Raw genomic sequence first — 24,220 nt, 5'->3', positions numbered from 1 at the left:
CAATTCCGAGCCCGGCCTAGCCCCGCGCCGCGATCGCCGCGGCTTCCGCGGCGGCGCGCTGCATGCTGGTCGACATCTCGTTGGTCACCGTGCTCTGCTCCTCGATCGCGGCGGCGGTCGAGGTCACGTACTCGCTGACATTGTTGATCGCCTGCTTGATCGAGCCGAGCGCGCTGACGACGTCGCCGGAGATGCTGTTGAGGCTGCCGATCTCCTGGCCGATCTTGTCGGTCGCCTGCTTGGCCTGGTTGGCGAGGCTCTTGACCTCGGAAGCGACCACCGCGAAGCCGCGGCCGGCCTCGCCCGCGCGCGCCGATTCGATCGTGGCGTTGAGCGCGAGCAGGTTGATCTGCCCCGTGATGTTGTTGATCATCTCGACGATGCCGCTCATCGCCTGCGCGGCCTCGGTGAGGCGCTGGGCCTGCGCGTCGGCGGCGCCGACCTGCTCGACCGCGCCCATCGCGGTCTCGCGCGACTTGGTCATGGCCTCGGAGATCTCCCGCACCGATGCGTTGAGCTCCTCCGAGCCGGCGGCGACAGATTCCATCATGCCCCGCACGCGCTCGTTGCCCATGCGGACCAGGACCTGCTTGGTGACGTCGGTGGCGTATTTCACGACCTTGAACGGCTTGCCGTTGAGGTCGAGGATCGGATTGTAGGAGGCCTGGATGTAGACCTCCTTGCCGCCCTTGCCGATGCGCTTGTACTCCGCCGCCTGGTACTCGCCACGATTGAGCGCGGCCCAGAACTCGCGATAGCCGGCACCGTCGCGCTCGGAGGGCTCGACGAACATGCTGTGGTGGCGGCCCTTGATCTCGGCCAGCGAATAGCCGAGCGCGCCGAGGAAGTTGGCGTTGGCGGTGATGATCGTGCCGTCCATGTTGAACTCGATCACGGCCTGGGCCTTGTCGATCGCCGCGATCTGGCCGGCGAGATCGGCATTCTTCAGCTTCTCCGCGGTGACGTCGGTCGCGAACTTGACCACGCCGTACGGCTTGCCGTTTTCGTCGAGCAACGGATTGTAGGAGGCAAGGATCCAGACCTCGCGGCCGCCCTTGCCGATCCGCTTGAACTCGCCGGCTTGGTATTCGCCGCGGTTGAGCGCGGCCCAGAATTCGCGATAGGCCGGGCTGTTTCGGTCGGCCTCGGCCACGAACAGGCTGTGATGCTTGCCCTTGATCTCGTCGAGCGAATAGCCGAGCGCCTTGCAGAAATTCTCGTTGGCCGAGAGGATGGTGCCGTCGAGCTTGAACTCGATGACGGCCTGGGCGCGGCTGATGGCAGCGATCTTGGAGGCGTCCGTCATGCTGCGGATCTTCTTCTCGGTGATGTCGGTCGCAATCTTGGCGACCATCACCGTCTTGCCGTTGCCGTCGAGCACCGGATTGTAGGATGCTTCGATCCAGATCTCGCGGCCGTCTTTCGCGATCCGCTTGAACTCGCGCGCCTGATACTCGCCACGGTTCAATGCGGCCCAAAACGCCTTGTACTCGGCGCTGTCGCGCTGGTCGGCCGGCACAAACATCGAGTGATGCTTGCCCTGGATCTCCTCGAGACGGTAGCCGAGTGCGTCGAGAAAATTCTTGTTGGCCGTGATGATCGTCCCATCAAGATTGAACTCGATCATCGCCTGCGAACGGCCGATGGCATCGAGCCGCGATTGTGCATCAGTGTGGGATTTACGGCCGAACATCAGGAAATCTCCATCTCGAATTGAGCCGAAGGGGGATATGCTCGTCAGTATCGGGGAACTGATCGTGCAGCAGTGCTGACATATTCCAATCTGCGTCTCCCCCAGATCCGATTGGAAGGTCCGTCGCGATGGTCGGACAGCAACGAAGCGGGCGAGCAGCCTGATTCATTACGGCAAAAGCTCGAACAAAGTTCTAATTTTACTGTCGGGAATTCGACGGGGGTAATCAGCATGTCAGCGCGAGGAGCCGCTGGAGCTCACACCGGAACAGTACGGCAGGACTTGAAATGATGGCGCTCATTCAACGGTTGATCCGAGCGGGCCACATCGGCTTCTCGCGACGTCGCGTCGCGCATATCCGTAGTCTCACGGCATCGGCCGCGTGCGGCGCAAGGCGCGCCGTCCTATTCTCCACAGCGTCAGATTCCATGCCACGCAGGTTGCGAGCGCGAGGCACAAGCCGGCGGCGGAGCCGAACCACACGACTGCAACGTGCAGGACCGCAATCGCCATGCCAAATCCGAGCAGGCCCCAGGCGGAGTTGGCGAGCACGGCAGCGGTCGGCGGTCCACCGATGCGCGGATGCAGGATGACCATGATGCTGGAGAACACCACGGGAAAGAGTGCAATGATGCCGCTGATGCGCGGGCCGACCCAACTCGATGTCGAAACCACGATGGCGACAAGGGTCGCAACCAGCGCAGCGCGCATCGGCACATCGTACCAGCGGCGCGTCACCAGCGGCATCTTCGCATGGCGATAGCGCGCGAGCAGTGGAATGCAGATGCCGAACGCGATCAGATTGGCGGCGAGCCCCGCGGCGAGCGACCAGTCGAACTGGCGGATGATCGAGGCCATCCCGATCCATACCGCGAAAGCGCTTCCGCAGCTCACCACGAGAGTGTGCCGCTGCGACAGCACAACGTAAGTGAGGCACATCAAGATCGTTGCCGCATTGACCGGCAGGCTCGCCAGCGCGCCCTGGGCGACGAACGCGGCGTCATGATCGATCGCAAGGAAGACGTAGGACGGCCCGGCCGAGACCGGCAGGGTCGCGATCAGCGCGCCGATCACGGGTCCCGAGCGTTCGGTGATGATCGATGCCGTCACCACGAACGCCGCCGCGATCGCCATGCGCAGGAGCAGGAAGAGGAGGAAGTGGAGGTCGAGGGACATTTTATCTGTCATTCCGGGGCGCGCGAAGCGCGAGCCCGGAATCCATAACCACAGGCCATGGTGGCTTAAGAGCTAGGAGCAACGACCGTCCGAAAATCCCGACGGCCGGGGATTATGGGTCCCGGGCTCGCGCCAAGCGGCGCGCCCCGGGACGACACCAATCGGTGGAATGACGACCTGCGTCTTACATCCTTTGCATCGACACCGAAACCTTCGGGCCGTTCTTGATGGTCTGATAGACCACGCAATACCGCTCGGTGAGCTTGAGCAGCAGATCGAGCTTGTCCTGCGGCGCTGACGTGTCGACCTCGAAGCGCAGGCGGATCTCGGCGAAGCCGACCGGGGTCTCCTTGTCGATGCCGAGCGTGCCGCGGAAATCGAGATCGCCCTCGGCATAGACGTTGCCGGACTTCAAGGGCACCTCGATCGCGGTCGCGACCGATTTCAGCGTGACGCCGGCACAGGCGACCAGGGCTTCGAGCAGCATGTCGCCGGAGCAGAGCTCGAGGCCGGAACCGCCTGTGCCCGGATGCAGGCCGGCCATCGCGATAGCGCGGCCGGTCTCGACCTTGCACGCAATGCCTTCGCTATCGGTGGAGCCCTTGGCCTTCAGCGTGATCAGCGCAGCCTTGGGATCGGTCTTGTAGCGCTCCTTGATCGGGGCCTGCATCTGGCGCAGCTCTGCAGCGTCCATCTTGTTCTCTCCCGGGGATATCGACGAGCGGTATAAAGCGCGATTGGTTTTGTGTCAGCCCATGATTGGTGGAGGCAGTCATGACCAGCCGGGATCCAGGAGAAAAATCTGAGCACATTCATGACGTTACCCCAGGCGCCGATATCGGTATCGAAGCCGATTCATCTGCGTGGCGAAACTCGCCGGTCGTCCCTTGCGAATGTCTCGTGACAGCGCCTGTCACCTCTTATATCCGGTAAGACATGGACAGCGTCGCGACTGAGCAGAAGCCACAGGTGGACGAGCGCTTCGATACCGCGCGGATCACCGCCGCGGTCGATGCGCTTGCCGAGAAGCACGAGGGGCGCGAGGACGCGTTCCGCACGGCGATGGCGCTATTGCTCAAGGCGGAGCTGATCGCGGCGCGCGCCGCCGCCCAGGCGATCCTTCTGAAGGACCGCCACGGCCGCCGCTGCGCCGAGCGGCTGTGCCACGTGCAGGACGAGATCATCCGCATCCTGTATTCGGCCGCGACGCGCCATCTCTACCGCTCGCCGATCCCGAGCGGCGCCGAGCGCATGGCGGTGGTGGCGACCGGCGGCTACGGCCGCGGCCTGATGGCGCCGGAATCGGACATCGATCTGCTCTTCATCCTGCCCTACAAGCAGACCGCCTGGGGCGAGCAGGTCGCCGAAGCCATTCTCTATTGCCTCTGGGACATGGGGCTGAAGGTCGGCCACGCCACGCGATCGGTCGATGAATCGATCCGGCAGGCGCGCGGCGACATGACCATCCGGACCGCGATCCTGGAGACGCGCTTTCTCACCGGCGACAAGCCGCTCTATGACGAGCTGGTCGAGCGCTTCGACAAGGAGGTGGTGCAGGGCACCGCGTCCGAATTCGTCACCGCAAAGCTCGCCGAGCGCGAGGAGCGCCACCGCCGCGGCGGCCAGTCGCGTTATCTGGTCGAGCCCAACGTCAAGGACGGCAAGGGGGCCTTGCGCGACCTGCACACACTGTTCTGGATCGCCAAATACGTCTACCGCGTCCGCGACACCCACGAGCTGGTCGGGCGCGGCGTGTTCGACGCGCAGGAATATCGCACCTTCCGCCGCTGCGCCGACTTCCTCTGGTCGGTGCGCTGCAATCTGCATTTCTACTCTGGTCGCGCCGAGGAGCGCCTCTCCTTCGATCTCCAGCGCGAGATCGCGATACGTCTCGGCTACACCTCGCATCCGGGCATGCAGGACGTCGAGCGCTTCATGAAGCACTACTTCCTGGTCGCCAAGGAAGTCGGCAACCTCACCGCCATCCTCTGCGCCAAGCTCGAGGACCAGCAGGCCAAGCCCGCGCCGGTGCTGAGCCGGGTGATGGCGCGGCTGCGACCGAGCGCAGTGAAGCGGCGCGTCCCCGACAGCGACGACTTCATCGTCGACAACAACCGCATCAATGTTGCCGCGCCCGACGTGTTCAAGCACGACCCGGTCAATCTGATCCGCATCTTCCGCCTCGCGCAGAAGAACAACCTTGCCTTCCATCCGGATGCGATGCGCGACGTGACGCGCTCGCTCGGCCTGATCAATGCGGGCTTGCGCGAAAATCCCGAGGCCAACCGGCTGTTCATGGAGATCCTGACCTCGGACAATGCCGAGATCGTGCTGCGGCGGATGAACGAGACCGGCGTGCTCGGTCACTTCATCCGCGCCTTCGGCAAGATCGTCTCGATGATGCAGTTCAACATGTATCATCACTACACCGTCGACGAGCACCTGATCCGCTGCATCGGCTTCCTCCAGGACATCGAGCGCGGCGGCATCGAGGAGTTCGCGCTGGCGAGCGACCTGTTCCGCAAGATCCGGCCCGAGCACCGCGCGGTGATCTACATCGCAACGCTGCTGCACGACGTCGCCAAGGGCCGTCCCGAGGACCACTCCATCGCCGGCGCCAAGGTGGCGCGGCGGCTCTGCCCGCGGCTCGGCTTCAGCCCGGCCGACACCGAGCTCGTGGCCTGGCTGATCGAGGAGCACCTGACGATGTCCACGGTCGCGCAGTCGCGCGACCTCTCCGATCGCAAGACCATCGAGAATTTCGCTGCCGTGGTGCAGTCTGTGGAGCAGATGAAGCTCTTGACCATCCTGACCACCGCCGACATCCGCGGCGTCGGCCCTGGCGTGTGGAACGGCTGGAAGGCGCAGCTCTTGCGCTCGCTATACTACGAGACCGAGCCGGTGCTGACCGGCGGCTTCTCAGAGGTCGACCGCGGCAAGCGCCTCGCCGCTGCGCACGCCGAATTCCGCATGGCCTTCGCCGAATGGCCGAACGACGAGCTCGACGCCTATATCGGCCGGCACTATCCGGCCTACTGGCTCAAGGTCGAGCTGCCGCGCAAGATCCGGCACGCCCGCTTCGTCCGCTCCAGCGAGCAGGCCGGCCACAAGCTCGCGATCAATGTCGGTTTCGACGAGGTGCGCGGCGTCACCGAGCTGACGATCTTCGCTGCCGACCATCCCTGGCTGCTGTCGATCATCGCGGGCGCCTGCGCCTCGGCCGGCGCCAACATCGTCGACGCCCAGATCTACACCACGACCGACGGCCGCGCGCTCGACACCATCTCGATCTCGCGCGAATACGACCGCGACGAGGACGAGGGACGGCGCGCCACGCGCATCGGCGAGATGATCGAGGACGTGCTGGAGGGCAAGCTGCGCCTGCCGGAAGTGGTGGCGCGGCGCACCGTGCGCAGCAAGGCGAAGCCTTTCGTGATCGAACCAGAGGTGACGATCAACAACCAATGGTCCGATCGCTACACCGTGATCGAGGTCTCCGGGCTCGACCGGCCCGGCCTGCTCTACGAGCTGACCACCGCGATCTCCAAGCTCAATCTCAACATCGCCTCGGCCCATGTCGCGACCTTCGGCGAGCGCGCGCGCGACGTGTTCTACGTCACCGACCTGCTGGGCGCCCAGATCAACGCGCCGACGCGCCAGGCCGCGATCAAGAGCGCGCTGACCCATGTGATGGCCGGCGACAAGGCGGTGCAGCCGGCGGCGTAGGACGCTCGGGGGATTCTCTCCACTCGTCATTCCGGGGCGCCGCGTAGCGGCGAACCCGGAATCCATTTATCGGTACCGTCGGTGTCGCCCGATGGATTCCGGGTTCGCGCTACGCGCGCCCCGGAATGACGAGTTGAAAGACCTAAACCTCCACCCCCTCGTGCCGCAGCAGCCATCTCTTCCGCTCGAGGCCACCACCATACTTCACCAGCGAACCGTCCGCTCCGATCAGGCGATGGCACGGGAGCACCACACTGATCGGATTTGAGCCGTTGGCGTGGCCGACGGCTCGTATCGCCCTGGGCATGTCGATCTTCGCGGCGAGCGCGCCGTAACTCATCGTGGTGCCGGCGGGGATCTGCACGAGCGCGGTCCAGACTTTTTGCTGGAACGGCGTGCCGGCGATACGCCATGCGATGCTCTGGAGCTGACCGAGATCACCGTCGAAATAGCGCAACAGTGCGGTCCGCGTGTCCGACGGCGCAGGCTGATCACGCAGATCCACCGCGCGATAGTGCAGGCGCAGCAGATCGCGCATGCGGTGCTCATAGTCTTCCCAGTCGAGCGCGCGCAGCTTGCCCTCGGCATCGGTGACGAGCAGCGCAATCCCGATCGGCGTCGCCAGGTGGTCGAGACCGAAGCGTTCGGGCACCTTGGTTGATCGAGCGGACATTGCGGCACCAGCAATCGAAACACATCGATCACACTTGCCACGGCGGCCGTGCTAACGTCCACCCGAAAGCTGATGCTTTTGGGGGAGCTCACCTTGATCCTGATCGCCAATATCCTGGTGGCGCTGGTCGCGGCGCTGCACGTCTTCTTCCTCGTCCTGGAGATGTTTCTCTGGGACAAGCCGCTGGGCCTGAAGGTGTTTCGGAATTCGCCCGAGAAGGCCGAGATCACCAGGGTGCTGGCCGCCAATCAGGGTCTCTATAACGGCTTCCTCGCGGCCGGCCTGGTCTGGGGCCTGTTCCACGGCAACCCAGCCTTCGCATTCCAGATCAAGGTGTTCTTCCTGCTCTGCGTAATCGTGGCCGGCGCCTATGGCGCGGCGACCGTCACCACGCGGATTCTGATCGTGCAGGCGCTGCCGGCGGCAATCGCGCTGATTGCGATGTTTCTCGCCTGAGACGCTACGGCACAGCGCCGCGATCCTTGCGCTGCGGCGAAGCTTCCTCCACAATCTTCGGCAGCGATGGCGACCGTTGCAATCAACGGAGAAAGACCATCGGCCGATAATTCCGTCAGGAGGAACGTTCCAATATGAACAATCGCAGAGCCTTCTTAGCTGCCACGGCGGCGTTCGCCGTCGCAGTCTCGACCAGCCAGGCCCTCGCCCAGAAGAAATACGACACCGGCGCAAGCGACACCGAGATCAAGATTGGCCAGACCGTGCCGTTCTCCGGCGCCTATTCGGTCTACGCCAATATCGGCAAGACCCAGGCCGCATATTTCAGGATGATCAACGATCAGGGCGGCATCAACGGCCGCAAGATCAACCTGATCCAGTATGACGACGCCTATTCGCCGCCGAAGACCGTCGAGCAGGTGCGCAAGCTGGTCGAGGGCGACGAGGTCCTGTTCACCTTTCAGCTGATCGGCACAGCCGCGAACGCCGCCGTGCAGAAGTACCTCAACGGCAAGAAGGTACCTCAGCTGCTGGCCTCGACCGGCGCCGCGCGCTTCAACGATCCGCAGAACTATCCTTGGACCATCGCTTACAATCCCAACTATGTGTCCGAGGGGCGGATCTACGCAAAATACATTCTCGCCAATCACCCCAACGCCAAGATCGGCGTGCTCTACCAGAACGACGACATGGGCCGCGACTATCTTGCCGGCCTCAAGAGCGGCCTCGGCGACAAGGCGAACATGATCGTCGGCGAGGTGTCGTATGAGGTGACCGACCCCACCGTCGACTCGCAGGTGGTGAAGCTGAAGTCGATGGGCGTCGACCTGTTCTATAACGCCTCGACGCCGAAATTCGCGGCGCAGGCTATCAAGAAGCTTGCCGATCTCGGCTGGACGCCGGTGCACATCCTCGACATCAATGCGAGCCCGATTTCGGCGACGCTGAAGCCGGCAGGCCTCGACATCTCCAAGGGCATCATCTCGACCAATTACGGCAAGGAGCCGAGCGACCCGCAGTGGAAGGACGATCCCGGCGTGAAGGCTTTCTTCGCTTTCATGGACAAGTATTTCCCGGAAGGTGACAAGCTCAACACCATCAACACCTACGCCTACTCGGTCGCCGAGCTCTTGGTGCAGGTCTTGAAGCAATGCGGCGACGATCTGACGCGTGCGAACATCATGAAGCAGGCCGCCAATATCAAGGGCTACACGCCGAGCCTGGCGCTGCCCGGCATCAAGATCAACACCGGGCCGAACGACTACCGCGTCAACAAGCAGATGCAGATGATGAAGTTCAACGGCGAGCGCTGGGAGCTGTTCGGACCGATCATCGAGGACACCGGCCCGTCGGGCTAGAACGCATCTGCCTCTGCGACGTCATGCCCGGGCTTGTCCCGGGCATCCACGTTCTTGGGGCGTCAAGGAAGCCGTGGATGGCCGGGTCAAGCCCGGCCATGACGATCGAGAGAGCCTCCTACTTGGCGTTCAGGTCGGTATCTCTCCAAAGTTCTTCCCGACCGGCAGCACGGCGTGCCGGATCAGCCGCGAATCCTCCACCGCGGCCTGGCGGTGCTTCACCGCCTCACGATAGACGGGGTCGCGGATCATCTCGACGAAGGCGGCGACGGTTGGATATTCGGCGATGAAGCAATGGTCCCAGCGTTCCTCCTGCGGGCCGATCAGCATCAGCTCGAATTTGCCCTGCCAGACGATGCGCCCGCCGAGCCGTTCGAACACCGGGCCGCTTTCTCGGCCATAGGCCGCATAGGCTTCCGCGCCGCTGGCCTTGCGGCCGTCGGGATAGGCCGCCTCTTTGCGCAGGCGCACCAGGTTGAGCATGTGGATCGGGCCCGGCCGATCGTTCTCCCGGAATTGCGCGAAGATCTCCTTGGTCGGATCGATATGGCCCATGGCGCTCCCTCATCTTATTGATACGAGCGATCCTAGCCTTGCGGCCCCGGAAGCGGAACTGCGGCCGGCGAATGCCGCATCTCCTAATCGTGCGTTAACGCCGGGGTAACCCGGCCTTAAACAGCGACCGCTAGCGTCTCGGCGGGGCGGGCTGACCGGGCGTTTTGCGTATGGCGTGGGGAAAGAAAAAGGGTGCGCGGAAGGAGCCGCTGTTCGGCTTGCCCGCGGCGCTTGCCGATCTGCGGCTCACCCCGGCAGACCGCGTTCCCGGCGGCGACGACAAGCCGAAGAAATCCGCGAAACCATCCGCCAAGCGCAAGAGCGAGGATGCCGGCACCGAGCCGCCGCGCGAGCGCAAGGCGCCAGCCGGCCGCAGCGGCGCCAAGCGTCGAGCGAAGTCGCGTGGCGGGTTCGGTCTCGGCCGCCTGGTCTATTGGGGCGCGGTGCTGAGCCTGTGGGGCGTCATCGCGGTGATCGGCGTCGTGATCTATGTCGGCGCGCATCTGCCGCCGATCCAGTCGCTGGAGATCCCGAAGCGCCCGCCAACGATCCAGATCGTCGGCATCGACGGCAGCATTCTGGCCCAGCGCGGCGAGATGGCCGGCGCCAATGTCGCGCTGAAGGATCTGCCGCCGCATTTGCCGAAGGCGTTCATCGCGATCGAGGACCGCCGCTTCTATTCGCATTTCGGCATCGACCCGGTCGGCATCCTGCGCGCGCTCGTCACCAATTTGCTTCATCGCGGCGTCTCGCAGGGCGGCTCGACCTTGACGCAGCAGCTCGCGAAGAACCTGTTCCTGACCCAGGAGCGCACCATCCAGCGCAAGCTCCAGGAGGTGGAGCTCGCGATCTGGCTGGAGCGCAAGCATTCCAAGGACGAGATCCTGGAGCTTTATCTCAACCGGGTCTATTTCGGCTCCGGCGCCTACGGCGTCGAGGCGGCAGCGCAGAAATATTTCGGCAAGTCGGCGAAGGCCGTGACCGTCGCGGAAGCCGCGATGCTGGCCGGCCTCGTCAAGTCGCCATCCCGCCTTGCCCCGAACCGCAATCCGGAAGGTGCCGAAGCGCGGGCCCAGATCGTGCTCGCGGCGATGGCGGATGCGAAGTTCATCACCGACGCGCAGGCGAAGGCCTCGATCGGCCATCCCTCCTACAACGTGAAGCCGGCCGGCGCCGGCACGGTGAACTATGTCGCCGACTGGATCGGCGAGGTGCTGGACGATCTGGTCGGGCAGATCGACGAGAGCATCAAGGTCGAGACCACGATCGATCCGAAACTGCAGAGCGTGGCGGAAGCCGCCATCATCGACGAGCTCGCGGCCAAGAGCGTGAAGTTCAACGTCAGCCAGGGCGCGCTGGTCGCCATGACGCCCGACGGCGCAGTGCGCGCCATGGTGGGCGGGCGGAACTATTCCGACAGCCAGTACAACCGCGCGGTCACCGCAAAACGTCAGCCGGGCTCCTCGTTCAAGCCGTTCGTGTACCTGACCGCGCTCGAGCAGGGGCTGACGCCCGACACCATGCGCCAGGACGCGCCGATCGAGGTCAAGGGCTGGCGTCCTGAGAACTACACCCATGAATATTTCGGCGCGGTGACGCTGACCCAGGCGCTGGCGATGTCGCTCAACACCGTCGCGATCCGTCTTGGCCTCGAGGTCGGGCCGAAGAACGTGGTGCGCACCGCACACCGCCTCGGCATCTCCTCCAAGCTCGAGCCCAACGCCTCGATCGCGCTCGGCACCTCCGAAGTCTCCATGGTCGAGCTGGTCGGCGCCTATGCGCCGTTCGCCAATGGCGGCCTCGCCGTGGCGCCGCATGTCGTCACAAGGATCAGGACAGTCAGCGGCAAGCTGCTCTACATGCGCCAGGCGGAGGAGCGCAACCAGGTCATCGACCCCCGCCATGTCGGCATGATGAACGCGATGATGCGGGAGACGCTTGTTTCGGGCACTGCCAAGAAGGCGGAGATCCCGGGCTGGCCGGCGGCGGGCAAAACCGGCACCAGCCAGGATTATCGCGACGCCTGGTTCATCGGCTACACCGCGAGTCTCGTCACCGGCGTCTGGCTCGGCAACGACGACAACTCGCCGACCAAGAAGGCGACCGGCGGCGGCCTGCCGGTCGAAGTCTGGTCGCGCTTCATGAAGGCCGCGCACGAGGGCGTGCCGGTGGCGGCGTTGCCGAGCTCACCCGGCGGCTGGGGCCTGTCGAACCTCGCGCAGGCGGCCTCGCAGGTGTCGCCGCCGACGCCCGCGGCACCGCCACAACCGAACGCCGGCGGCTATCGCCCGCCGCCTCCGACGCGCGCCAATGTGCGCCCCGAGGCGGCAGCCGGGCTCGATGGCTGGCTGATGGACCGGCTGTTCGGCGGGAATCGGTAGTTGTGGGTTGGGACCCTTCGGGCCTCAAAGCACAAACTGCGAAAACAACCCCATGCACAGTAGAAGACGAGGTCCGGCGCGATGCGCGCTGGATGCTGCGAAGCGGTTGATGCGCCGGGATTAATCAGGCAAGCGGCGCAATCGTCGCGAAGTGTGGCGATAATGGAGCGGTGATGCCTGCCCACTCTCTCCTGTCATTCCCCGCGAAGGCGGGGAATCCAGTACTCCGAGGCATCGAGATTCATAACGGCTGCTGCGGCGTACTGGATCGCCCGCCTTCGCGGGCGATGACAGCGCTGGGAGCGCGGCCTGATCTGCGAGGAACTAATCCTCGACGCCATACCGGTGCAGATCATTCCCGTACGTGTCGAGCCACTTCTTGGCGCGCTCCATCGACGGGCAGACCTTGCCGCAGACGCGCCAGAAGCGCGGCGAGTGGTTCATCTCGACGAGATGGGCGACTTCGTGCGCGGCGAGGTAGTCGAGCACGAAGGGCGGGGCGAGGATCAGCCGCCAGGAGAACGACAGCGAGCCGGCCGAGGTGCAGGAGCCCCAGCGGCTGGACTGATCGCGGATCGAGAGGCGCTTGACCCTGACCCCGAGCTCGGCCGCGTAGACCTCCGCCGAGCGCTGCAGGTCGCGGCGCGCCTCGCGCTTGAGGAAATCGCTGACGCGCCGATCGACATGCTCGAGGCCGCCGGCGACGCAGAGAATGCGCTCACCGCTGTCACGCACCTCGGTCCACACCGTGCCGCGGGTGCCGGCGCGATGAACGATGCGATGCGGCGTCCCGCGCAGCGGTATCACCGTGCCCGGCTGGAACGGTGCGGCCTTCGGCAAGCGGCCGAGGCGCGCTGCGATCCACGCACCGTGACGCTGTGCGAAGTCCTTGGCCTCCGCAAGCGTGCCGCGCGGCGGCATGGTGAGGATGGCTTCGCGGTCGCTCGGATGGATTCGGAGCGTGTAACGGCGCGCGCGGCGGTGCCGGCGCAGCCGAATCGCAAAAAATTGCGATCCGTGGGTGATGACGAGGGTCTTCGGTTCGTGGGGCCTACGATAAAGGAGTGCGCGGGTGGCCATGTCTGTCAGTCCGGGGGGCAGGAGGGCGCCCGGATTCTGCCATAACCGCCGCCATGGGAAGCGCTCGGCGCAAAAACAAATCATTTGCCCAATATACAGCGGTCAGGCGTCCGGGAGACCCTACAGACTGGGGTTGGAACCGGCTTTTTTCGCCCCCGCTGGACGCATGCAACACCCCCAAGGGGTGAGGGCTGACTCACTCCTATAAAGCTACCTAAATACCGCGAATCTGGCGTGGAGTTGCGCCCGCCGGAGGCCGCGACAGGGGCCTAAATTTCGACGGGAAAGCCGAAATTCGAGGTTATTCAGCCGCAAGCGCCTGCAACGAAGCAGGATTCGCAGCCGAAACCATGAAGTCGTGAATCCGTGGCACGATCTCCGATTTGAAACGCGATCCATTGAACACGCCGTAATGTCCGACGCCCTTCTGGACGTAATGAACGCGGCGATGATCGGGAATCGCGCTGCACAATGTGTGCGTCGCCTCGGTCTGACCGAGACCGGAGATGTCGTCGTTCTCGCCTTCGACCGTCATCAACGCGACGCGCTTGACCTTGGAAGGATCGACGCGGGTTCCGCGATGGGTCATCTCGCCCTTCGGCAACGAGTGCTTCACGAACACGGTGTCGACGGTCTGCAGGTAATACTCGGCCGACAGATCCATCACCGCGAGATATTCGTCGTAGAAGTCGCGATGCTTGTCGGCGAGATCGCCGTCGCCCTTCACCAGATGGGCAAACAGCTGCTTGTGGGCATCCATGTGCCGGTCGAGATTCATGCTGATGAAGCCGTTGAGCTGCAAGAATCCTGGATAGACGTCGCGCATCATGCCCGGATGCGGGAACGGCACTTTGGTGATGACGTGGTTGCGGAACCAGTCGATGCCGCGCTCCTGGGCGAGATTGTTCACCGCTGTCGGATTGCGGCGGGTGTCGATCGGGCCGCCCATCAGCGTCATTGAGGTCGGCACGAACGGATCGCGCCGCGCTTCCATGATCGAGACCGCCGCGACGACGGGCACGGAGGGCTGGCACACCGCCATCACGTGGGTGTTGCCGCCAAGCACATGCAGCATCTCGATGACATAGTCGATGTAATCGTCGAGATCGAAGCGGCCTTCGCTCAAGGGCACCATGCGGGCATCGGCCCAGTCGGTGATGTAGACCTCATGCGCCGGCAGGAAGGCTTCGACCGTGCCGCGCAGCAGCGTCGCATAATGGCCGGACATCGGCGCCACGATCAGCACACGCGGTTGCGGACTGCGCAGCGGACGGGCGAACTTGCGGTCGAAGTAGAGCAGCTTGCAGAACGGCTTTTCCCAGACCGAGCGGATCTCGACGGGGACCCGGATGCCGTTGACCTCGGTGTCGTTGAGACCCCATTCCGGCTTGCCGTAGCGGCGCGTGGTGCGCTCGAACAATTCGCAGGCCGCGGCGACCGACTTGCCGACCTCGGTGCGCGACCAGGGATTGAGGGGGTTCTGAAACAGCAGCTTGGTCGCGTCGGTGACCGCACGCGCCGGATTGAGAGAGGCGTGCGCCATCTCGTACATCCAGTACATCGGCGTCGTCAGGGCCGGACTGCCTTCTGCCGCCAGGGGCGGTGCGCCGCCGAACTCACCAATAGGCATCGTCATATTCCTCTTCGCATCGCAGCATACTGCCGAATGCGTAATATTGCGTCAATGCATGGTTCCGTACATCTACGTGCCGAAAACCGCCAAATCAGCCTGAATCCACGGGAAAGTGACTTTATTCACCGCCCGACAGCAGCGAGCCGTGCCGCTTTGCGCTGCGCAAAAGGGCAAGGAATGCCCCAAAAGATGCAACCAAAAGGACGGCGTTGATGAGCAACGCCTCCATCATCAGATCGCTCCTAAAGGTCTGCTCGATCAGCAGCGCGCGCATGCCCTCGAAGGCATAGGTCGGCGGCAACGCCCAGGCGACGTATTGCAGCCAGACCGGCAACACGCTGACGGGGTAGTAGACGCAGGCAAGCGGCAGGATTGCGAACATCAAGGTCCAGACGATGCTCTCGGCGCCGAGGCCGTTACGCACCACGAGGCCCGAGACGAAGATGCCGACCGACCAGCTCGTGAAGATCAGATTGCAGAAGAACGCGATCAGGGGCAGGCCGAGGGCATAGATGTTGAAGTGAAACAGGAACAGCGCGAGCAGGGTCATCGGAATGATGCCGATCGCAAGCCGGATCAGGCTCATGACCATGAGCGCCAACAGAAACTCGATCGGCCTCAAGGGGCTCATCATGAGATTGCCGAGGTTGCGCGCCCACATCTCCTCCAAGAACGAGATGGAGAAGCCGAGCTGGCCGCGGAACAGGATGTCCCAGAGGATGACGGCGCCGATCAGCGTGCCGCCGGCGCGCGCGAAGAAATTGGCGTTCTCGGCGATGTAATACTGGAGAAAGCCCCAGGTGATGACCTGCAGCGCCGGCCAATAGAGCAGCTCGAGCAGCCGCGGCCAGGACGACAGCAGCAGATACCAATAGCGCAGGATCATCGCGCCGATGCGGTGGAGCGAGATGCCGCGGTGGAGGGAGAGCTCGGTCATGGCCGTACCCCGTGGCCGGGATGGAAAGTGTCATCCCGGGGCGCGCCGTAGTCGCGAACCCGGGATCCATAATCACAGGATTGAATTTGGCGAAGACTCGGATTTACCAGTCTCGCCTCACAGCTGCCGCCTGTGGTTATGGATTCCGGGCTCGCGCTCCGCGCGCCCCGGAATGACGTCGCTCCATTGAAGTTACGATTACAGCTCTCCCTCACCTCACCGCCTCCTTCGCCCCGTTTGCCCGGCCGCGGGCGACGTCGAGAAACACCTCCTCCAGCGTGGTGCGGTTGTAGCGGGCCATGATCGCCTCGGGCGTGTCGTCGTCCTCGATGCGGCCGCGCTTCATGATGATGACGCGGTCGCAGAGCCGCTCGACCTCGAGCATGTTGTGCGAGGCGAGGAGAATGGTGGCGTTGTTGTCCCGGCGATACCGCTCCAGATGCGCCCGCACCCAATCGGCGGTATCGGGGTCGAGCGAGGCGGTCGGCTCGTCCAGCAAGAGCAGCTCCGGCTGGTTGATCAGCGCCTTTGCCAGCGCAACGCGGGTCTTCTGCCCGGCGGAGAGCTTGCCGTTGGCGCGGTCGATGAAATCGCCGAGGTCGAGATCGGCGGCGAGCCTGGCAATGCGCTCAGTGAGGTTCTTCACCGCATAGAGCTTGCCGAACACGGTGAGGTTCTGCCGCACCGTGAGCCGCATCGGCATGTCGACATAGGGGCTTTCGAAATTCATCCGCCCCAGCACGGACGCACTCTCGTCCGGCATCTCGTGACCGAGCACCTGCACGCGGCCGGAGGTCGGCAGCACCAAGCCCATGATCATCGCGATGGTCGTGGTCTTGCCGGCGCCGTTGCCGCCGAGCAGCCCGGTGATGCTGCCGCGCGGCAGCGAGAAGGAGATGTCGTCGACGGCGCGGGTCTGCTTGTAGACCTTGACGAGGTGATCGACGGCAATTGCCGCGGACGAATCTCGATCCGCGACAGTCGGCCGACTTGAAGCCTTGCCATTCTCGGTCATGCTGGCCGTTCTTCTGCTATTGCATCGGCGAGCGCAAGGCTCGATGTAAGGGCTCCTCACCGGGCGGTTCCGTCAGCCCGGCGTCCGTGACCTTGGAAGGCGCCGCCACATTGGCCGATATGACCAAAATTGCCGATTCCGACTTCCATAACGCGCAGCGGCATATCCGGCTGGACACGATCCTGCGGCTGCGCTGGCTGGCGGTGCTGGGGCAACTCGCCGCGATCTTCATCGTGGCCCAGGGGCTGGAGTTCAACGTCGAGATCATTCCCTGCGTCAGCATCATCGCGCTCTCGGCGGCGCTCAACCTCGCACTCCAGACCGCAGCCAATCCGATGCAGCGGCTGGAGCCGATGCAGGCGGCCGGCCTGCTCGCGCTGAACATCGTCGAGCTGGCCGGTCTGTTGTTCTTCACCGGCGGACTGCAGAACCCGTTCTCGTTCCTGTTCCTCGCACCCGTGCTGATCTCGGCCACGGCGCTGCCGGCCCGTTTCACCTTCGGCCTCGGCCTGCTCGCGGTGGCCTGCGCGTCGGTCCTGTTCTTCTTCCATTTTCCGCTGCCGTGGGATTCCGAGGATCCCCTGGTGCTGCCGCCGGTCTATCTCGTCGGGGTCTGGCTTTCGATTGCGCTCGCGATCGGCGTCACCAGCCTCTACTCGTTCCAGGTGACCGAGGAGGCGCGCAAGCTTGCGGACGCGCTGGCCGCAACCGAACTGGTGCTGACGCGCGAGCAGCACCTGACCCAGCTCGACGGTCTTGCCGCCGCGGCCGCACACGAGCTCGGCACGCCGCTCGCGACGATCTTCCTGATCTCGCGCGAGCTGGAAAAGACGGTGAAGGAGCCAAGCATCGCCGCCGACCTGAAGACCTTGCGCGAGCAGACCCAGCGCTGCCGCGACATCCTCAGCAAGATCACCCAGCTTTCCCCCACCGGCGCGCCGTTCGACCACATGAAGCTGTCGGAGCTGATCGAGGAGGTGGTGGCGCCGCATCGCGATTTCGGCGTCGAGATCAAGGTGCGGATCGCGGTGGCCGCGGCGGCGGAGCCGGTCGGCTCGCGCAATCCCGCGATCCTCTACGGCATCGGCAACATCGTCGAGAACGCGGTCGATTTCGCCCGCACCACCGTCGAGGTGAACGCCTGGTGGAACCAGGACCATATCGAGCTCGTGATCTCCGACGACGGACCGGGCATTCCACCCGATATTCTCAACCGGATCGGCGAGCCCTATCTGTCGCGGCGACGCCCCCAGGATGATGGTGGCGGCGAACGGCGCGGCCTCGGCCTCGGCGTCTTCATCGCGCGCACCTTGCTGGAGCGCACCGGCGCGAAGGTCTCGTTTACCAACCGCATCTTTCCGGACCATGGTGCGGTGGTTCAGATCACATGGCCGAGACAGCGTTTTGAGGCTATCGAGACGCTCGAAGAAACAATAGGATAGCCGCGACCTTGCGTCGCACAACGGGGCGGGTCGACCATTTGCCGCCTTGGCACCGCGCGATTGCGACGCCATATGTCGATGCGCTGGAGAGAGGAAACAACCTTGAACGCCATTGCCGACCTGAACGAACAGACCGACCGCTCGCTGCTCATCGTTGAAGACGACAAGCCGTTTCTGGAGCGTTTGTCACGGGCCATGGAGAGCCGCGGCTTTTCGGTGACATCATGCGACACGGTCTCGGACGGGCTTGCGCAGATCGGCAAATCGGCGCCGGCGTTCGCGGTGGTGGATCTGCGGCTCGGCGACGGCAACGGCCTCGACGTGGTCTCGGCGCTCAAGAAGAAGCGGCCGGATGCGCGCGCGATCGTGCTGACCGGCTACGGCAACATCGCCACTGCGGTGACCGCGGTGAAGATGGGCGCGATCGATTATCTCTCCAAGCCCGCGGATGCCGACGACGTCGTCGCCGCACTGCTGTCGACCAACACGGACAAATCCGAGCTGCCGGCCAACCCGATGTCGGCCGACCGCGTCCGCTGGGAGCACATCCAGCGCATCTACGAGATGTGCAACCGCAACGTCTCGGAAACGGCGCGCCGGCTCAACATGCACCGGCGTACCTTGCAGCGGATCCTGGCGAAGCGCGCGCCGAGGTAGCGGTCGCATAGGGTGGGCAAAGGCGCGAAGCGCCGTGCCCACGTTCTCTATTTCGATCCTGATTAATTTTAATTGGTGGGCACGCTTCGCTTTGACCACCCTACGACACTGCGTAGCCCGGATGGAGCGCAGCGTAATCCGGGATTGGCGCGACGGGCTGCAATTGTCCCGGATTGCGCTGCGCTCCATCCGGGCTACGAAGTCAGCCTACTCCCAGAATCCGCATGGCCCTGCGGATCGACCAGGCGGTTGATCCGCAAGGCCGCCGCCATCGCGAACCGCACCGTCATCTGCTTGCGGGTGGCGGCGGCGAGCTTGTGCTCGGGCGCCTCGCAATGCAGGTGCGCGCCGTAGGCGTCGGCGACGATCAGGCCAGTGTCATCGGGGAAGATCTCGCACGGCAGATCCTGCGTGAAGGCGAAGAACAGCCGGTCGCAATGGGCGCGGTATTCGTGCCATTTCTGATCGGCGCGCAAATCCTCGACCGACGACTTGATCTCGACGATCCAGATCTCGCCGCGCTCGTTCAGCGCGACGAGATCGGCGCGCCGGCCCGACGGCAGTGGCAATTCGCTGATGCAGGAGAAGCCGAGCGAGCGCAACAGACGCGCGGTGCCGCGCGCGATCGCCAGCGCCGTCTCCGACTGGCGACGATCCGGCGGCGGCACGAGTGTGATGCGGGCGGTGTTGTCCATGGCGGGAGAATAGCCGATTCCATCCCGCCCGTCATTCCGGGACGCGCGTAGCGCGAGCCCGGACGTGTGGGGCAAAGCGGGCAACTCCGAGTCGTCGCAAAACTTCTTCCTGTGGTTATGGGTCCTCAGATGCGCAATTGCGCATCATAGCTCGCGACTTCGTCCCGCCCCGGGACGACAGTTAGGTAGGTGACGCCACCACCACGCCCTCGTTGCCGCGCAGGTCCAGCACGCCTTCGATCTCCTCACCTTCGCGATCCAGGAACGTCGACAGCAAGATGCTGCTGCCGAAACGGATCGCGCTGCTGGTCACCGCGACCGGATCGGGGCCGAGATTGAGCGCGACGATCACGGCCTTGCCGCCGGCCGCGCGGCGATAGATCAGCAGATCGCCTTGCGCGGCGATCGGATGATAATCGCCCGTGACCAGCGGAGGGCAGCTCTTCCGCAAGCCGATCAGGCGCTTGTAGAGGTTGAGGATCGAACGCGGGTCGGCTTCGAGATTGGCGACATTCTCGCGGATGTGGTCCTCCGGCAGCGGCAGCCAGGGCCTTGCTTGCGAAAAACCTGCGAAGTTCGAGGAATCCCATTGCATCGGCGTGCGGCAGCCGTCGCGGCCGACACCGATGCCGGGGACGTTCTTCTCGAAGGGATCGCGCACGTCCTCCGGCGCGATCGCGAGCTGGTGCATGCCGATCTCGTCGCCGTAGTAAAGCGTCGGCGTGCCGCGCAGCGTCAGCAGCAGCATCGCCGCGACGCGGGCCTGCTCGGGCCCGACGCGGCTCGCGACGCGCGGACGATCGTGATTGCCGAGCACCCAGTTGGGCCAGGCGCCGCGCGGCAATGCCTTTTCGTAATCCTCGATGATCTTTTCGATCGAGCGGGCGCTCCAGAAGGTCGAGAGCAGCGCGAAGTTGAACGGCATCTGCGCGCCGGTGAGATCGTTGCCGTAATAGGCCACGAGCCGGTGCAGCGGCAGATAGATTTCGCCGATCAAGACGCGCGCGCCATAGGAATCGGTGACGCGCCGCATCTCGGCGATAACGTCATGCACCTCCGGCTGGTCGGTAGAATATTGCGTGAGGATTTTTTCGTTCGGCGGACGGCCCTCGACGTAGTGCGGGTTGGCCGGGTTGTCGCGGAATTCGGCGTCCTTGATCAGGTGCCAGATCACGTCGACGCGAAAGCCGTCGACGCCCTTGTCCAGCCAGAACCGCATCACGTCGTAGATCGCTTTGCGGACGTCCGGATTGCGCCAGTTGAGATCCGGCTGCTGCGCGAGGAAGGCGTGATAGTAATATTGCCCCGTGGCCTCGTCGAAAGCCCACGCGCTGCCGCCGAACTCGGACAACCAATTGTTCGGAACGCCGCCGCCTGGCGCCGGATCGCGCCAGATGTACCAATCGCGCTTGGGATTGTCGCGCGAGGACCGGCTCTCGGTGAACCAGGGATGCAGGTCGGAGGTGTGGTTCGGCACGAGATCGAGGATCAGCTTCAGGCCATTGTCGTGGGCGGCCGCGAGCAACGCGTCGAAATCGGCCATCGTGCCGAACAGCGGCTCGATGCCGACATAGTCCGAGATGTCGTAGCCGAAATCGGCCATCGGCGAGGGAAAGATCGGCGACAGCCAGATCGCATCGACGCCGAGCGATTTGACGTAAGGCAGCCTCTTGAGGATGCCGGCGAGATCGCCGACGCCGTCACCGTCCGAGTCCTGAAACGAGCGCGGATAGATCTGATAGAAGATGCCGTCGCGCCACCAATTCTCGTTGTCGTGAGCCATGCCGAAGACCACCCAAATCTGACGCCTTGCGCGGGAGAACGCGACAGCAACGCCCCGGTTCAAATTGGCAGGCCAATTGGGACGGCCGTGTGACGGTTGTTCCAGGGCGTGGGGACGAATCTTTTGCTTGGCGGCTCGGCAAAAATCGGCATTGTGAGGCCATGACCGAGCAAAACGACAGCCAAGAATCCCGGCAAGAATCCCGGCAAGCCAAGGCGGGCGCGATCATCGTTCCCGTGACGCTGTTCGAGCAGAACTGCACCATCATCTGGGACGAGCCTTCGAAGAAGGCCGTGGTGATCGATCCCGGCGGCGACGTGCCGAAGATCCTGGATGCGATCAAGCAGACCGGCGTCACCGTGGAGAAGATCTGGCTGACCCATGGCCATATCGACCATGTCGGCGGCGCGGCCGAGTTGCGCGATGCACTCAAGGTGCCGATCGAGGGACCGCATGTCGCGGACAAATTCCTGCTCGACAACGTCGTGGCGAGCGGCGCGCGCTTCGGCATGACGGGAGGACGCGATTTCACGCCCGACCGCTGGCTCGACGAGGGCGACAGCGTGTCGATCGGCGGCTTGCAGTTCGATATCCTGCATTGTCCGGGTCATTCGCCCGGCAGCGTGGTGTTCTTCAACAAGGATCTGCGGTTTGCCCATGTCGGCGACGTCCTGTTCGCCGGCTCGGTCGGACGCACCGACCTGCCCGGCGGCAGTCACGCCACGCTGATCAGTTCGATCAAGACGAAATTGCTGCCGCTCGGCGACGATGTCGGCTTCATCTGCGGCCACGGCGCCGGCTCGAGCATCGGCCAGGAACGGATGACCAATCCGTTCATCACCGGCGAGATGTAGGCTTATTCAGCGGCGTCCGCGAGTGCCGTCGCCTCACCGAGATTGCGCTCGCCCCACTCGCGGATTGCGGCAACGACGGGGACGAAGCTCTTGCCCTTGCGCGTCAGGCGGTACTCGACCTTCGGCGGCACCTCGCCGAAATCCTTGCGGTCGATCAGGCCGCTCATCGTCAACGCCTTCAATTCGCGGCTGAGCACGCGCGGGGTGATCTCGGCGCTGCCTGACGCGCCGCGCAGCAAGCCGCTTCTGATCTCGCCGTAGCGGCGCGGGCCGTCCTTGAGGTCCCAGACGATGCGCAGCTTGTATTTGCCGCTGATCATCTTCTGAAACGCCGCAACCGGACAGGTGCGCGCGGGAGACGTCTTCGCCATGTCGTTTCCTCCACGTGGAAGATTCTTGTTTTGACGCGTTTTCTTTACGCGAACCGGTATCCACTTCGCTCGAAAACGCTATGCGATGAGGATAGGAGCAACGGCGAAAAAGTCCATACTATCAATTTTGTCCATACTTGCGGGATCGTATCAAGCGCGCAGATGATGACGCATAAGACGAACAGGGAGCGTCACATGAAGCACTTCATGATCAGATACGCGTTCAAGAACGGCACGACGGAGGAGTGGCACCGCGAGATCGGCCGCTTCATCAGGGCGATCGACGCCGATGCGGAGCTGAAGGGGAGGATCGGCTATCGTTGCCTGAAGCATCGCGACGACGGCAGCTATCTCCACTTCGCCAGCGTCGCCGACGATGCTGCGCAGAAAACGCTGCAATCGCGCGACTTCTTCAAGCACTACCAGGAGGTGACGCGGAAGGTCGCGGGCGGCGAGATCAGCGTGACGCCGGTCGAGGTGATCGATCAGACGGGGTAGACCTTGCCCTCCGGACGACAGCGGGGTGGAGCTATTTCATCAGCCCCGCAGCCGTGAGCGCGCGCGTGATGATCTGGCCGAGGTCGAAGCCGCGCGCCTTCTCGCCCTGCGGCTCGGCCGGCTCCGCGGCGACCGCGGTGCGGATCGAGCGGGCGAGATGCGGTGCCGGCGACAGTGCCGGTTTCGCGCCAGGCTTCGTCGCGGATTTGGCTTCCGCCTTCGTCGTCGCGGCGTCCGCAATCCAGCCGGTGAGAGCGAAGAACTTTGCGATGTGGTAGGACGAGGAGATGCCGGCCTCGATCAGGAAGGCACCTTCGATGCCGTAGCGCTGATCGTTGTCGGCGAGCCCCAGCGGCGTGCCGTGCGCCATGTCGGTGATGGCATAGGACTCGACCAGCGTCTCGCCGTCCTTGTCCCACCAGGCCTGGCGCGGATAGCCGTCGACATTGGTCTCCGCCATCGGCAGTTCGGGCAGGCCATGCAGGTCGAGCCACTGCTTGACGATCTCGTTGGCATTGCCGGGATTGACGGTGCGGTCGGCGCTGCCGTGCCACACCGAGACCCTCGGCCAGGGCCCGCGATGATCGGAGGCGCTGCGCACGAGATCGCCGAGCTCGCGCGAAGGGCGCGCCGGGGAATGAAACATGCCGTCGAGCGCCTCGCGCAAGTTCGAGGCGATGCCGTAAGGCAGCCCGGCAATGATCGCGCCGGCCGCGAAGACTTCCGGATAGGTCGCGAGCATCACCGAGGTCATGCCGCCGCCGGCCGACAGGCCGGTGATGAAGACGCGCCTGGGATCGATGCGATGCGTCTTCACCATATGCGCGATCATCGCGCGGATCGAACCCGGCTCGCCGCTGTCCCGCGCGGTGTCCTCCGGATTGAACCAGTTGAAGCAGGTGTTGGCATTGTTGATGCGCTGCTGCTCGGGCATCAATAGCGCAAAGCCGTAATGTTGCGCGAGCGTCGACCAGCCCGCGCCGAGATCGTAAGCGGCCGCCGTTTGCCCGCAGCCATGCAGCACGACGACGAGCGCGCGCGGCCGCTGCAATTGCGCCGGCACGAACGCGAACATGCGCAAGGCGCCGGGATTGTCGCCGAAGCCAGAGACCTCCTGCAGCGGGCTCGATCCATCTGCACCGCGGCCGGGCTCGGCGAAGCGCAGTCCGTCCAGCCGGGGCAGACGTCTCAACAGATCGATGTTTCTGGCTAACGACACGGCAAGTTCCTGGTGGGC

At 64.2% G+C, this 24,220-nt stretch carries 21 protein-coding genes; 8 read left to right on the top strand and 13 right to left on the bottom strand.

What is annotated here, in order from left to right; all coding sequences use genetic code 11:
- Positions 1-16: 16 nt before the first annotated feature.
- The 3 genes from I6F16_RS30235 to I6F16_RS30225 all read right to left on the bottom strand — a co-directional run bounded on the left by I6F16_RS30235 (position 17) and on the right by I6F16_RS30225 (position 3,563).
- On the bottom strand, positions 17-1,693 hold the full coding sequence (locus I6F16_RS30235) for a PAS domain-containing methyl-accepting chemotaxis protein (protein WP_225174242.1): 1,677 nt from the start codon (positions 1,691-1,693) through the stop codon (positions 17-19).
- Between the two features lie 366 nt (positions 1,694-2,059).
- A complete protein-coding gene (locus I6F16_RS30230) occupies positions 2,060-2,869 on the bottom strand; it encodes a hypothetical protein (RefSeq protein ID WP_036002311.1) in 810 nt (269 codons plus the stop codon).
- 184 nt (positions 2,870-3,053) lie between these two features.
- On the bottom strand, positions 3,054-3,563 hold the full coding sequence (locus I6F16_RS30225; RefSeq protein WP_225174241.1) for an OsmC family protein: 510 nt from the start codon (positions 3,561-3,563) through the stop codon (positions 3,054-3,056).
- Between the two features lie 242 nt (positions 3,564-3,805).
- Between I6F16_RS30225 and I6F16_RS30220 the strand changes: the two genes are divergently transcribed.
- A complete protein-coding gene (locus tag I6F16_RS30220; protein ID WP_109142080.1) occupies positions 3,806-6,595 on the top strand; it encodes a [protein-PII] uridylyltransferase in 2,790 nt (929 codons plus the stop codon).
- A 142-nt stretch (positions 6,596-6,737) separates the two neighbouring features.
- Here I6F16_RS30220 and I6F16_RS30215 read toward each other — a convergent pair whose 3' ends face one another.
- On the bottom strand, positions 6,738-7,268 hold the full coding sequence (locus I6F16_RS30215) for a methylated-DNA--[protein]-cysteine S-methyltransferase (protein WP_225174240.1): 531 nt from the start codon (positions 7,266-7,268) through the stop codon (positions 6,738-6,740).
- A gap of 72 nt (positions 7,269-7,340) precedes the next feature.
- On the opposite strand from I6F16_RS30215, the gene I6F16_RS30210 reads away from it, so the two are divergent.
- Positions 7,341-7,724: a DUF1304 domain-containing protein gene (locus I6F16_RS30210; RefSeq protein WP_225113299.1), complete on the top strand. Its 384-nt coding sequence runs from the start codon at positions 7,341-7,343 to the stop codon at positions 7,722-7,724.
- 134 nt (positions 7,725-7,858) lie between these two features.
- On the top strand, positions 7,859-9,082 hold the full coding sequence (locus tag I6F16_RS30205; RefSeq protein WP_036002328.1) for an ABC transporter substrate-binding protein: 1,224 nt from the start codon (positions 7,859-7,861) through the stop codon (positions 9,080-9,082).
- Between the two features lie 129 nt (positions 9,083-9,211).
- On the opposite strand, the gene I6F16_RS30200 is transcribed toward I6F16_RS30205, so the two are convergent.
- Positions 9,212-9,637 (bottom strand): DUF1330 domain-containing protein, encoded by a 426-nt coding sequence (locus tag I6F16_RS30200; protein ID WP_036002330.1) that lies wholly within the window; start codon positions 9,635-9,637, stop codon positions 9,212-9,214.
- Positions 9,638-9,807: 170 nt separating this feature from the next.
- Here I6F16_RS30200 and I6F16_RS30195 point away from each other — a divergent pair, with 170 nt between their 5' ends.
- Entirely contained in the window at positions 9,808-12,018 is a 2,211-nt protein-coding gene (locus I6F16_RS30195; RefSeq protein WP_225174239.1) for a penicillin-binding protein 1A, read from the top strand.
- Between the two features lie 324 nt (positions 12,019-12,342).
- On the opposite strand, the gene I6F16_RS30190 is transcribed toward I6F16_RS30195, so the two are convergent.
- The 4 genes from I6F16_RS30190 to I6F16_RS30175 all read right to left on the bottom strand — a co-directional run bounded on the left by I6F16_RS30190 (position 12,343) and on the right by I6F16_RS30175 (position 16,683).
- Positions 12,343-13,182: a SprT family zinc-dependent metalloprotease gene (locus tag I6F16_RS30190; RefSeq protein WP_036023974.1), complete on the bottom strand. Its 840-nt coding sequence runs from the start codon at positions 13,180-13,182 to the stop codon at positions 12,343-12,345.
- A gap of 217 nt (positions 13,183-13,399) precedes the next feature.
- The gene (gene phaZ, locus I6F16_RS30185) at positions 13,400-14,728 is read right to left on the bottom strand and encodes a polyhydroxyalkanoate depolymerase (RefSeq protein WP_036023987.1); all 1,329 of its coding nucleotides are present in this window, start codon (positions 14,726-14,728) and stop codon (positions 13,400-13,402) included.
- 121 nt (positions 14,729-14,849) lie between these two features.
- Entirely contained in the window at positions 14,850-15,668 is an 819-nt protein-coding gene (locus tag I6F16_RS30180) for an ABC transporter permease (RefSeq protein WP_036002338.1), read from the bottom strand.
- Between the two features lie 211 nt (positions 15,669-15,879).
- Positions 15,880-16,683 (bottom strand): ABC transporter ATP-binding protein, encoded by an 804-nt coding sequence (locus tag I6F16_RS30175; protein WP_036023980.1) that lies wholly within the window; start codon positions 16,681-16,683, stop codon positions 15,880-15,882.
- Positions 16,684-16,802: 119 nt separating this feature from the next.
- On the opposite strand from I6F16_RS30175, the gene I6F16_RS30170 reads away from it, so the two are divergent.
- Together I6F16_RS30170 and I6F16_RS30165 are read left to right on the top strand one after the other, a co-directional pair.
- The gene (locus I6F16_RS30170; RefSeq protein WP_225174238.1) at positions 16,803-18,125 is read left to right on the top strand and encodes an ActS/PrrB/RegB family redox-sensitive histidine kinase; all 1,323 of its coding nucleotides are present in this window, start codon (positions 16,803-16,805) and stop codon (positions 18,123-18,125) included.
- Positions 18,126-18,227: 102 nt separating this feature from the next.
- The gene (locus I6F16_RS30165) at positions 18,228-18,782 is read left to right on the top strand and encodes an ActR/PrrA/RegA family redox response regulator transcription factor (protein WP_036002403.1); all 555 of its coding nucleotides are present in this window, start codon (positions 18,228-18,230) and stop codon (positions 18,780-18,782) included.
- Positions 18,783-18,976: 194 nt separating this feature from the next.
- On the opposite strand, the gene I6F16_RS30160 is transcribed toward I6F16_RS30165, so the two are convergent.
- Positions 18,977-19,477, bottom strand: a complete 501-nt coding sequence (locus I6F16_RS30160; RefSeq protein WP_225174237.1) for an MmcB family DNA repair protein — start codon at positions 19,475-19,477, stop codon at positions 18,977-18,979.
- A gap of 181 nt (positions 19,478-19,658) precedes the next feature.
- The gene (locus I6F16_RS30155; RefSeq protein ID WP_225174236.1) at positions 19,659-21,260 is read right to left on the bottom strand and encodes an alpha-amylase family glycosyl hydrolase; all 1,602 of its coding nucleotides are present in this window, start codon (positions 21,258-21,260) and stop codon (positions 19,659-19,661) included.
- Between the two features lie 161 nt (positions 21,261-21,421).
- Between I6F16_RS30155 and I6F16_RS30150 the strand changes: the two genes are divergently transcribed.
- Entirely contained in the window at positions 21,422-22,114 is a 693-nt protein-coding gene (locus I6F16_RS30150) for an MBL fold metallo-hydrolase (protein ID WP_225113296.1), read from the top strand.
- 2 nt (positions 22,115-22,116) lie between these two features.
- On the opposite strand, the gene I6F16_RS30145 is transcribed toward I6F16_RS30150, so the two are convergent.
- A complete protein-coding gene (locus tag I6F16_RS30145; RefSeq protein ID WP_036038584.1) occupies positions 22,117-22,485 on the bottom strand; it encodes a helix-turn-helix domain-containing protein in 369 nt (122 codons plus the stop codon).
- Between the two features lie 195 nt (positions 22,486-22,680).
- Between I6F16_RS30145 and I6F16_RS30140 the strand changes: the two genes are divergently transcribed.
- Positions 22,681-22,983, top strand: coding sequence for a hypothetical protein (locus I6F16_RS30140; RefSeq protein ID WP_225130141.1), 303 nt, complete (start codon positions 22,681-22,683; stop codon positions 22,981-22,983).
- 31 nt (positions 22,984-23,014) lie between these two features.
- On the opposite strand, the gene I6F16_RS30135 is transcribed toward I6F16_RS30140, so the two are convergent.
- Positions 23,015-24,202 (bottom strand): PHB depolymerase family esterase, encoded by a 1,188-nt coding sequence (locus I6F16_RS30135; RefSeq protein WP_225174235.1) that lies wholly within the window; start codon positions 24,200-24,202, stop codon positions 23,015-23,017.
- Positions 24,203-24,220: the final 18 nt, after the last annotated feature.

It is taken from the genome of Bradyrhizobium sp. IC4060 (genome assembly GCF_020193715.1).
GTDB classification, from domain to species: Bacteria; Pseudomonadota; Alphaproteobacteria; order Rhizobiales; family Xanthobacteraceae; genus Bradyrhizobium; species Bradyrhizobium yuanmingense.
Note: the sequence above shows the minus strand (reverse complement) of the source record. Positions and strands in the feature narration are given on the sequence as shown.

Coding starts and splice junctions, on each gene's coding strand:
- I6F16_RS30210 (WP_225113299.1), top strand. CDS start 7,341: ATGCTTTTGGGGGAGCTCACCTTGATCCTGATCGCCAATATCCTGGTG.
- I6F16_RS30145 (WP_036038584.1), bottom strand. CDS start 22,485: ATGGCGAAGACGTCTCCCGCGCGCACCTGTCCGGTTGCGGCGTTTCAG.
- I6F16_RS30220 (WP_109142080.1), top strand. CDS start 3,806: ATGGACAGCGTCGCGACTGAGCAGAAGCCACAGGTGGACGAGCGCTTC.
- I6F16_RS30170 (WP_225174238.1), top strand. CDS start 16,803: ATGACCAAAATTGCCGATTCCGACTTCCATAACGCGCAGCGGCATATC.
- I6F16_RS30190 (WP_036023974.1), bottom strand. CDS start 13,182: ATGATTTGTTTTTGCGCCGAGCGCTTCCCATGGCGGCGGTTATGGCAG.
- I6F16_RS30200 (WP_036002330.1), bottom strand. CDS start 9,637: ATGGGCCATATCGATCCGACCAAGGAGATCTTCGCGCAATTCCGGGAG.
- I6F16_RS30150 (WP_225113296.1), top strand. CDS start 21,422: ATGACCGAGCAAAACGACAGCCAAGAATCCCGGCAAGAATCCCGGCAA.
- I6F16_RS30225 (WP_225174241.1), bottom strand. CDS start 3,563: ATGGACGCTGCAGAGCTGCGCCAGATGCAGGCCCCGATCAAGGAGCGC.
- I6F16_RS30155 (WP_225174236.1), bottom strand. CDS start 21,260: ATGGCTCACGACAACGAGAATTGGTGGCGCGACGGCATCTTCTATCAG.
- I6F16_RS30180 (WP_036002338.1), bottom strand. CDS start 15,668: ATGACCGAGCTCTCCCTCCACCGCGGCATCTCGCTCCACCGCATCGGC.
- phaZ (WP_036023987.1), bottom strand. CDS start 14,728: ATGCCTATTGGTGAGTTCGGCGGCGCACCGCCCCTGGCGGCAGAAGGC.
- I6F16_RS30205 (WP_036002328.1), top strand. CDS start 7,859: ATGAACAATCGCAGAGCCTTCTTAGCTGCCACGGCGGCGTTCGCCGTC.
- I6F16_RS30175 (WP_036023980.1), bottom strand. CDS start 16,683: ATGACCGAGAATGGCAAGGCTTCAAGTCGGCCGACTGTCGCGGATCGA.
- I6F16_RS30215 (WP_225174240.1), bottom strand. CDS start 7,268: ATGTCCGCTCGATCAACCAAGGTGCCCGAACGCTTCGGTCTCGACCAC.
- I6F16_RS30140 (WP_225130141.1), top strand. CDS start 22,681: ATGAAGCACTTCATGATCAGATACGCGTTCAAGAACGGCACGACGGAG.
- I6F16_RS30160 (WP_225174237.1), bottom strand. CDS start 19,477: ATGGACAACACCGCCCGCATCACACTCGTGCCGCCGCCGGATCGTCGC.
- I6F16_RS30230 (WP_036002311.1), bottom strand. CDS start 2,869: ATGTCCCTCGACCTCCACTTCCTCCTCTTCCTGCTCCTGCGCATGGCG.
- I6F16_RS30195 (WP_225174239.1), top strand. CDS start 9,808: ATGGCGTGGGGAAAGAAAAAGGGTGCGCGGAAGGAGCCGCTGTTCGGC.
- I6F16_RS30235 (WP_225174242.1), bottom strand. CDS start 1,693: ATGTTCGGCCGTAAATCCCACACTGATGCACAATCGCGGCTCGATGCC.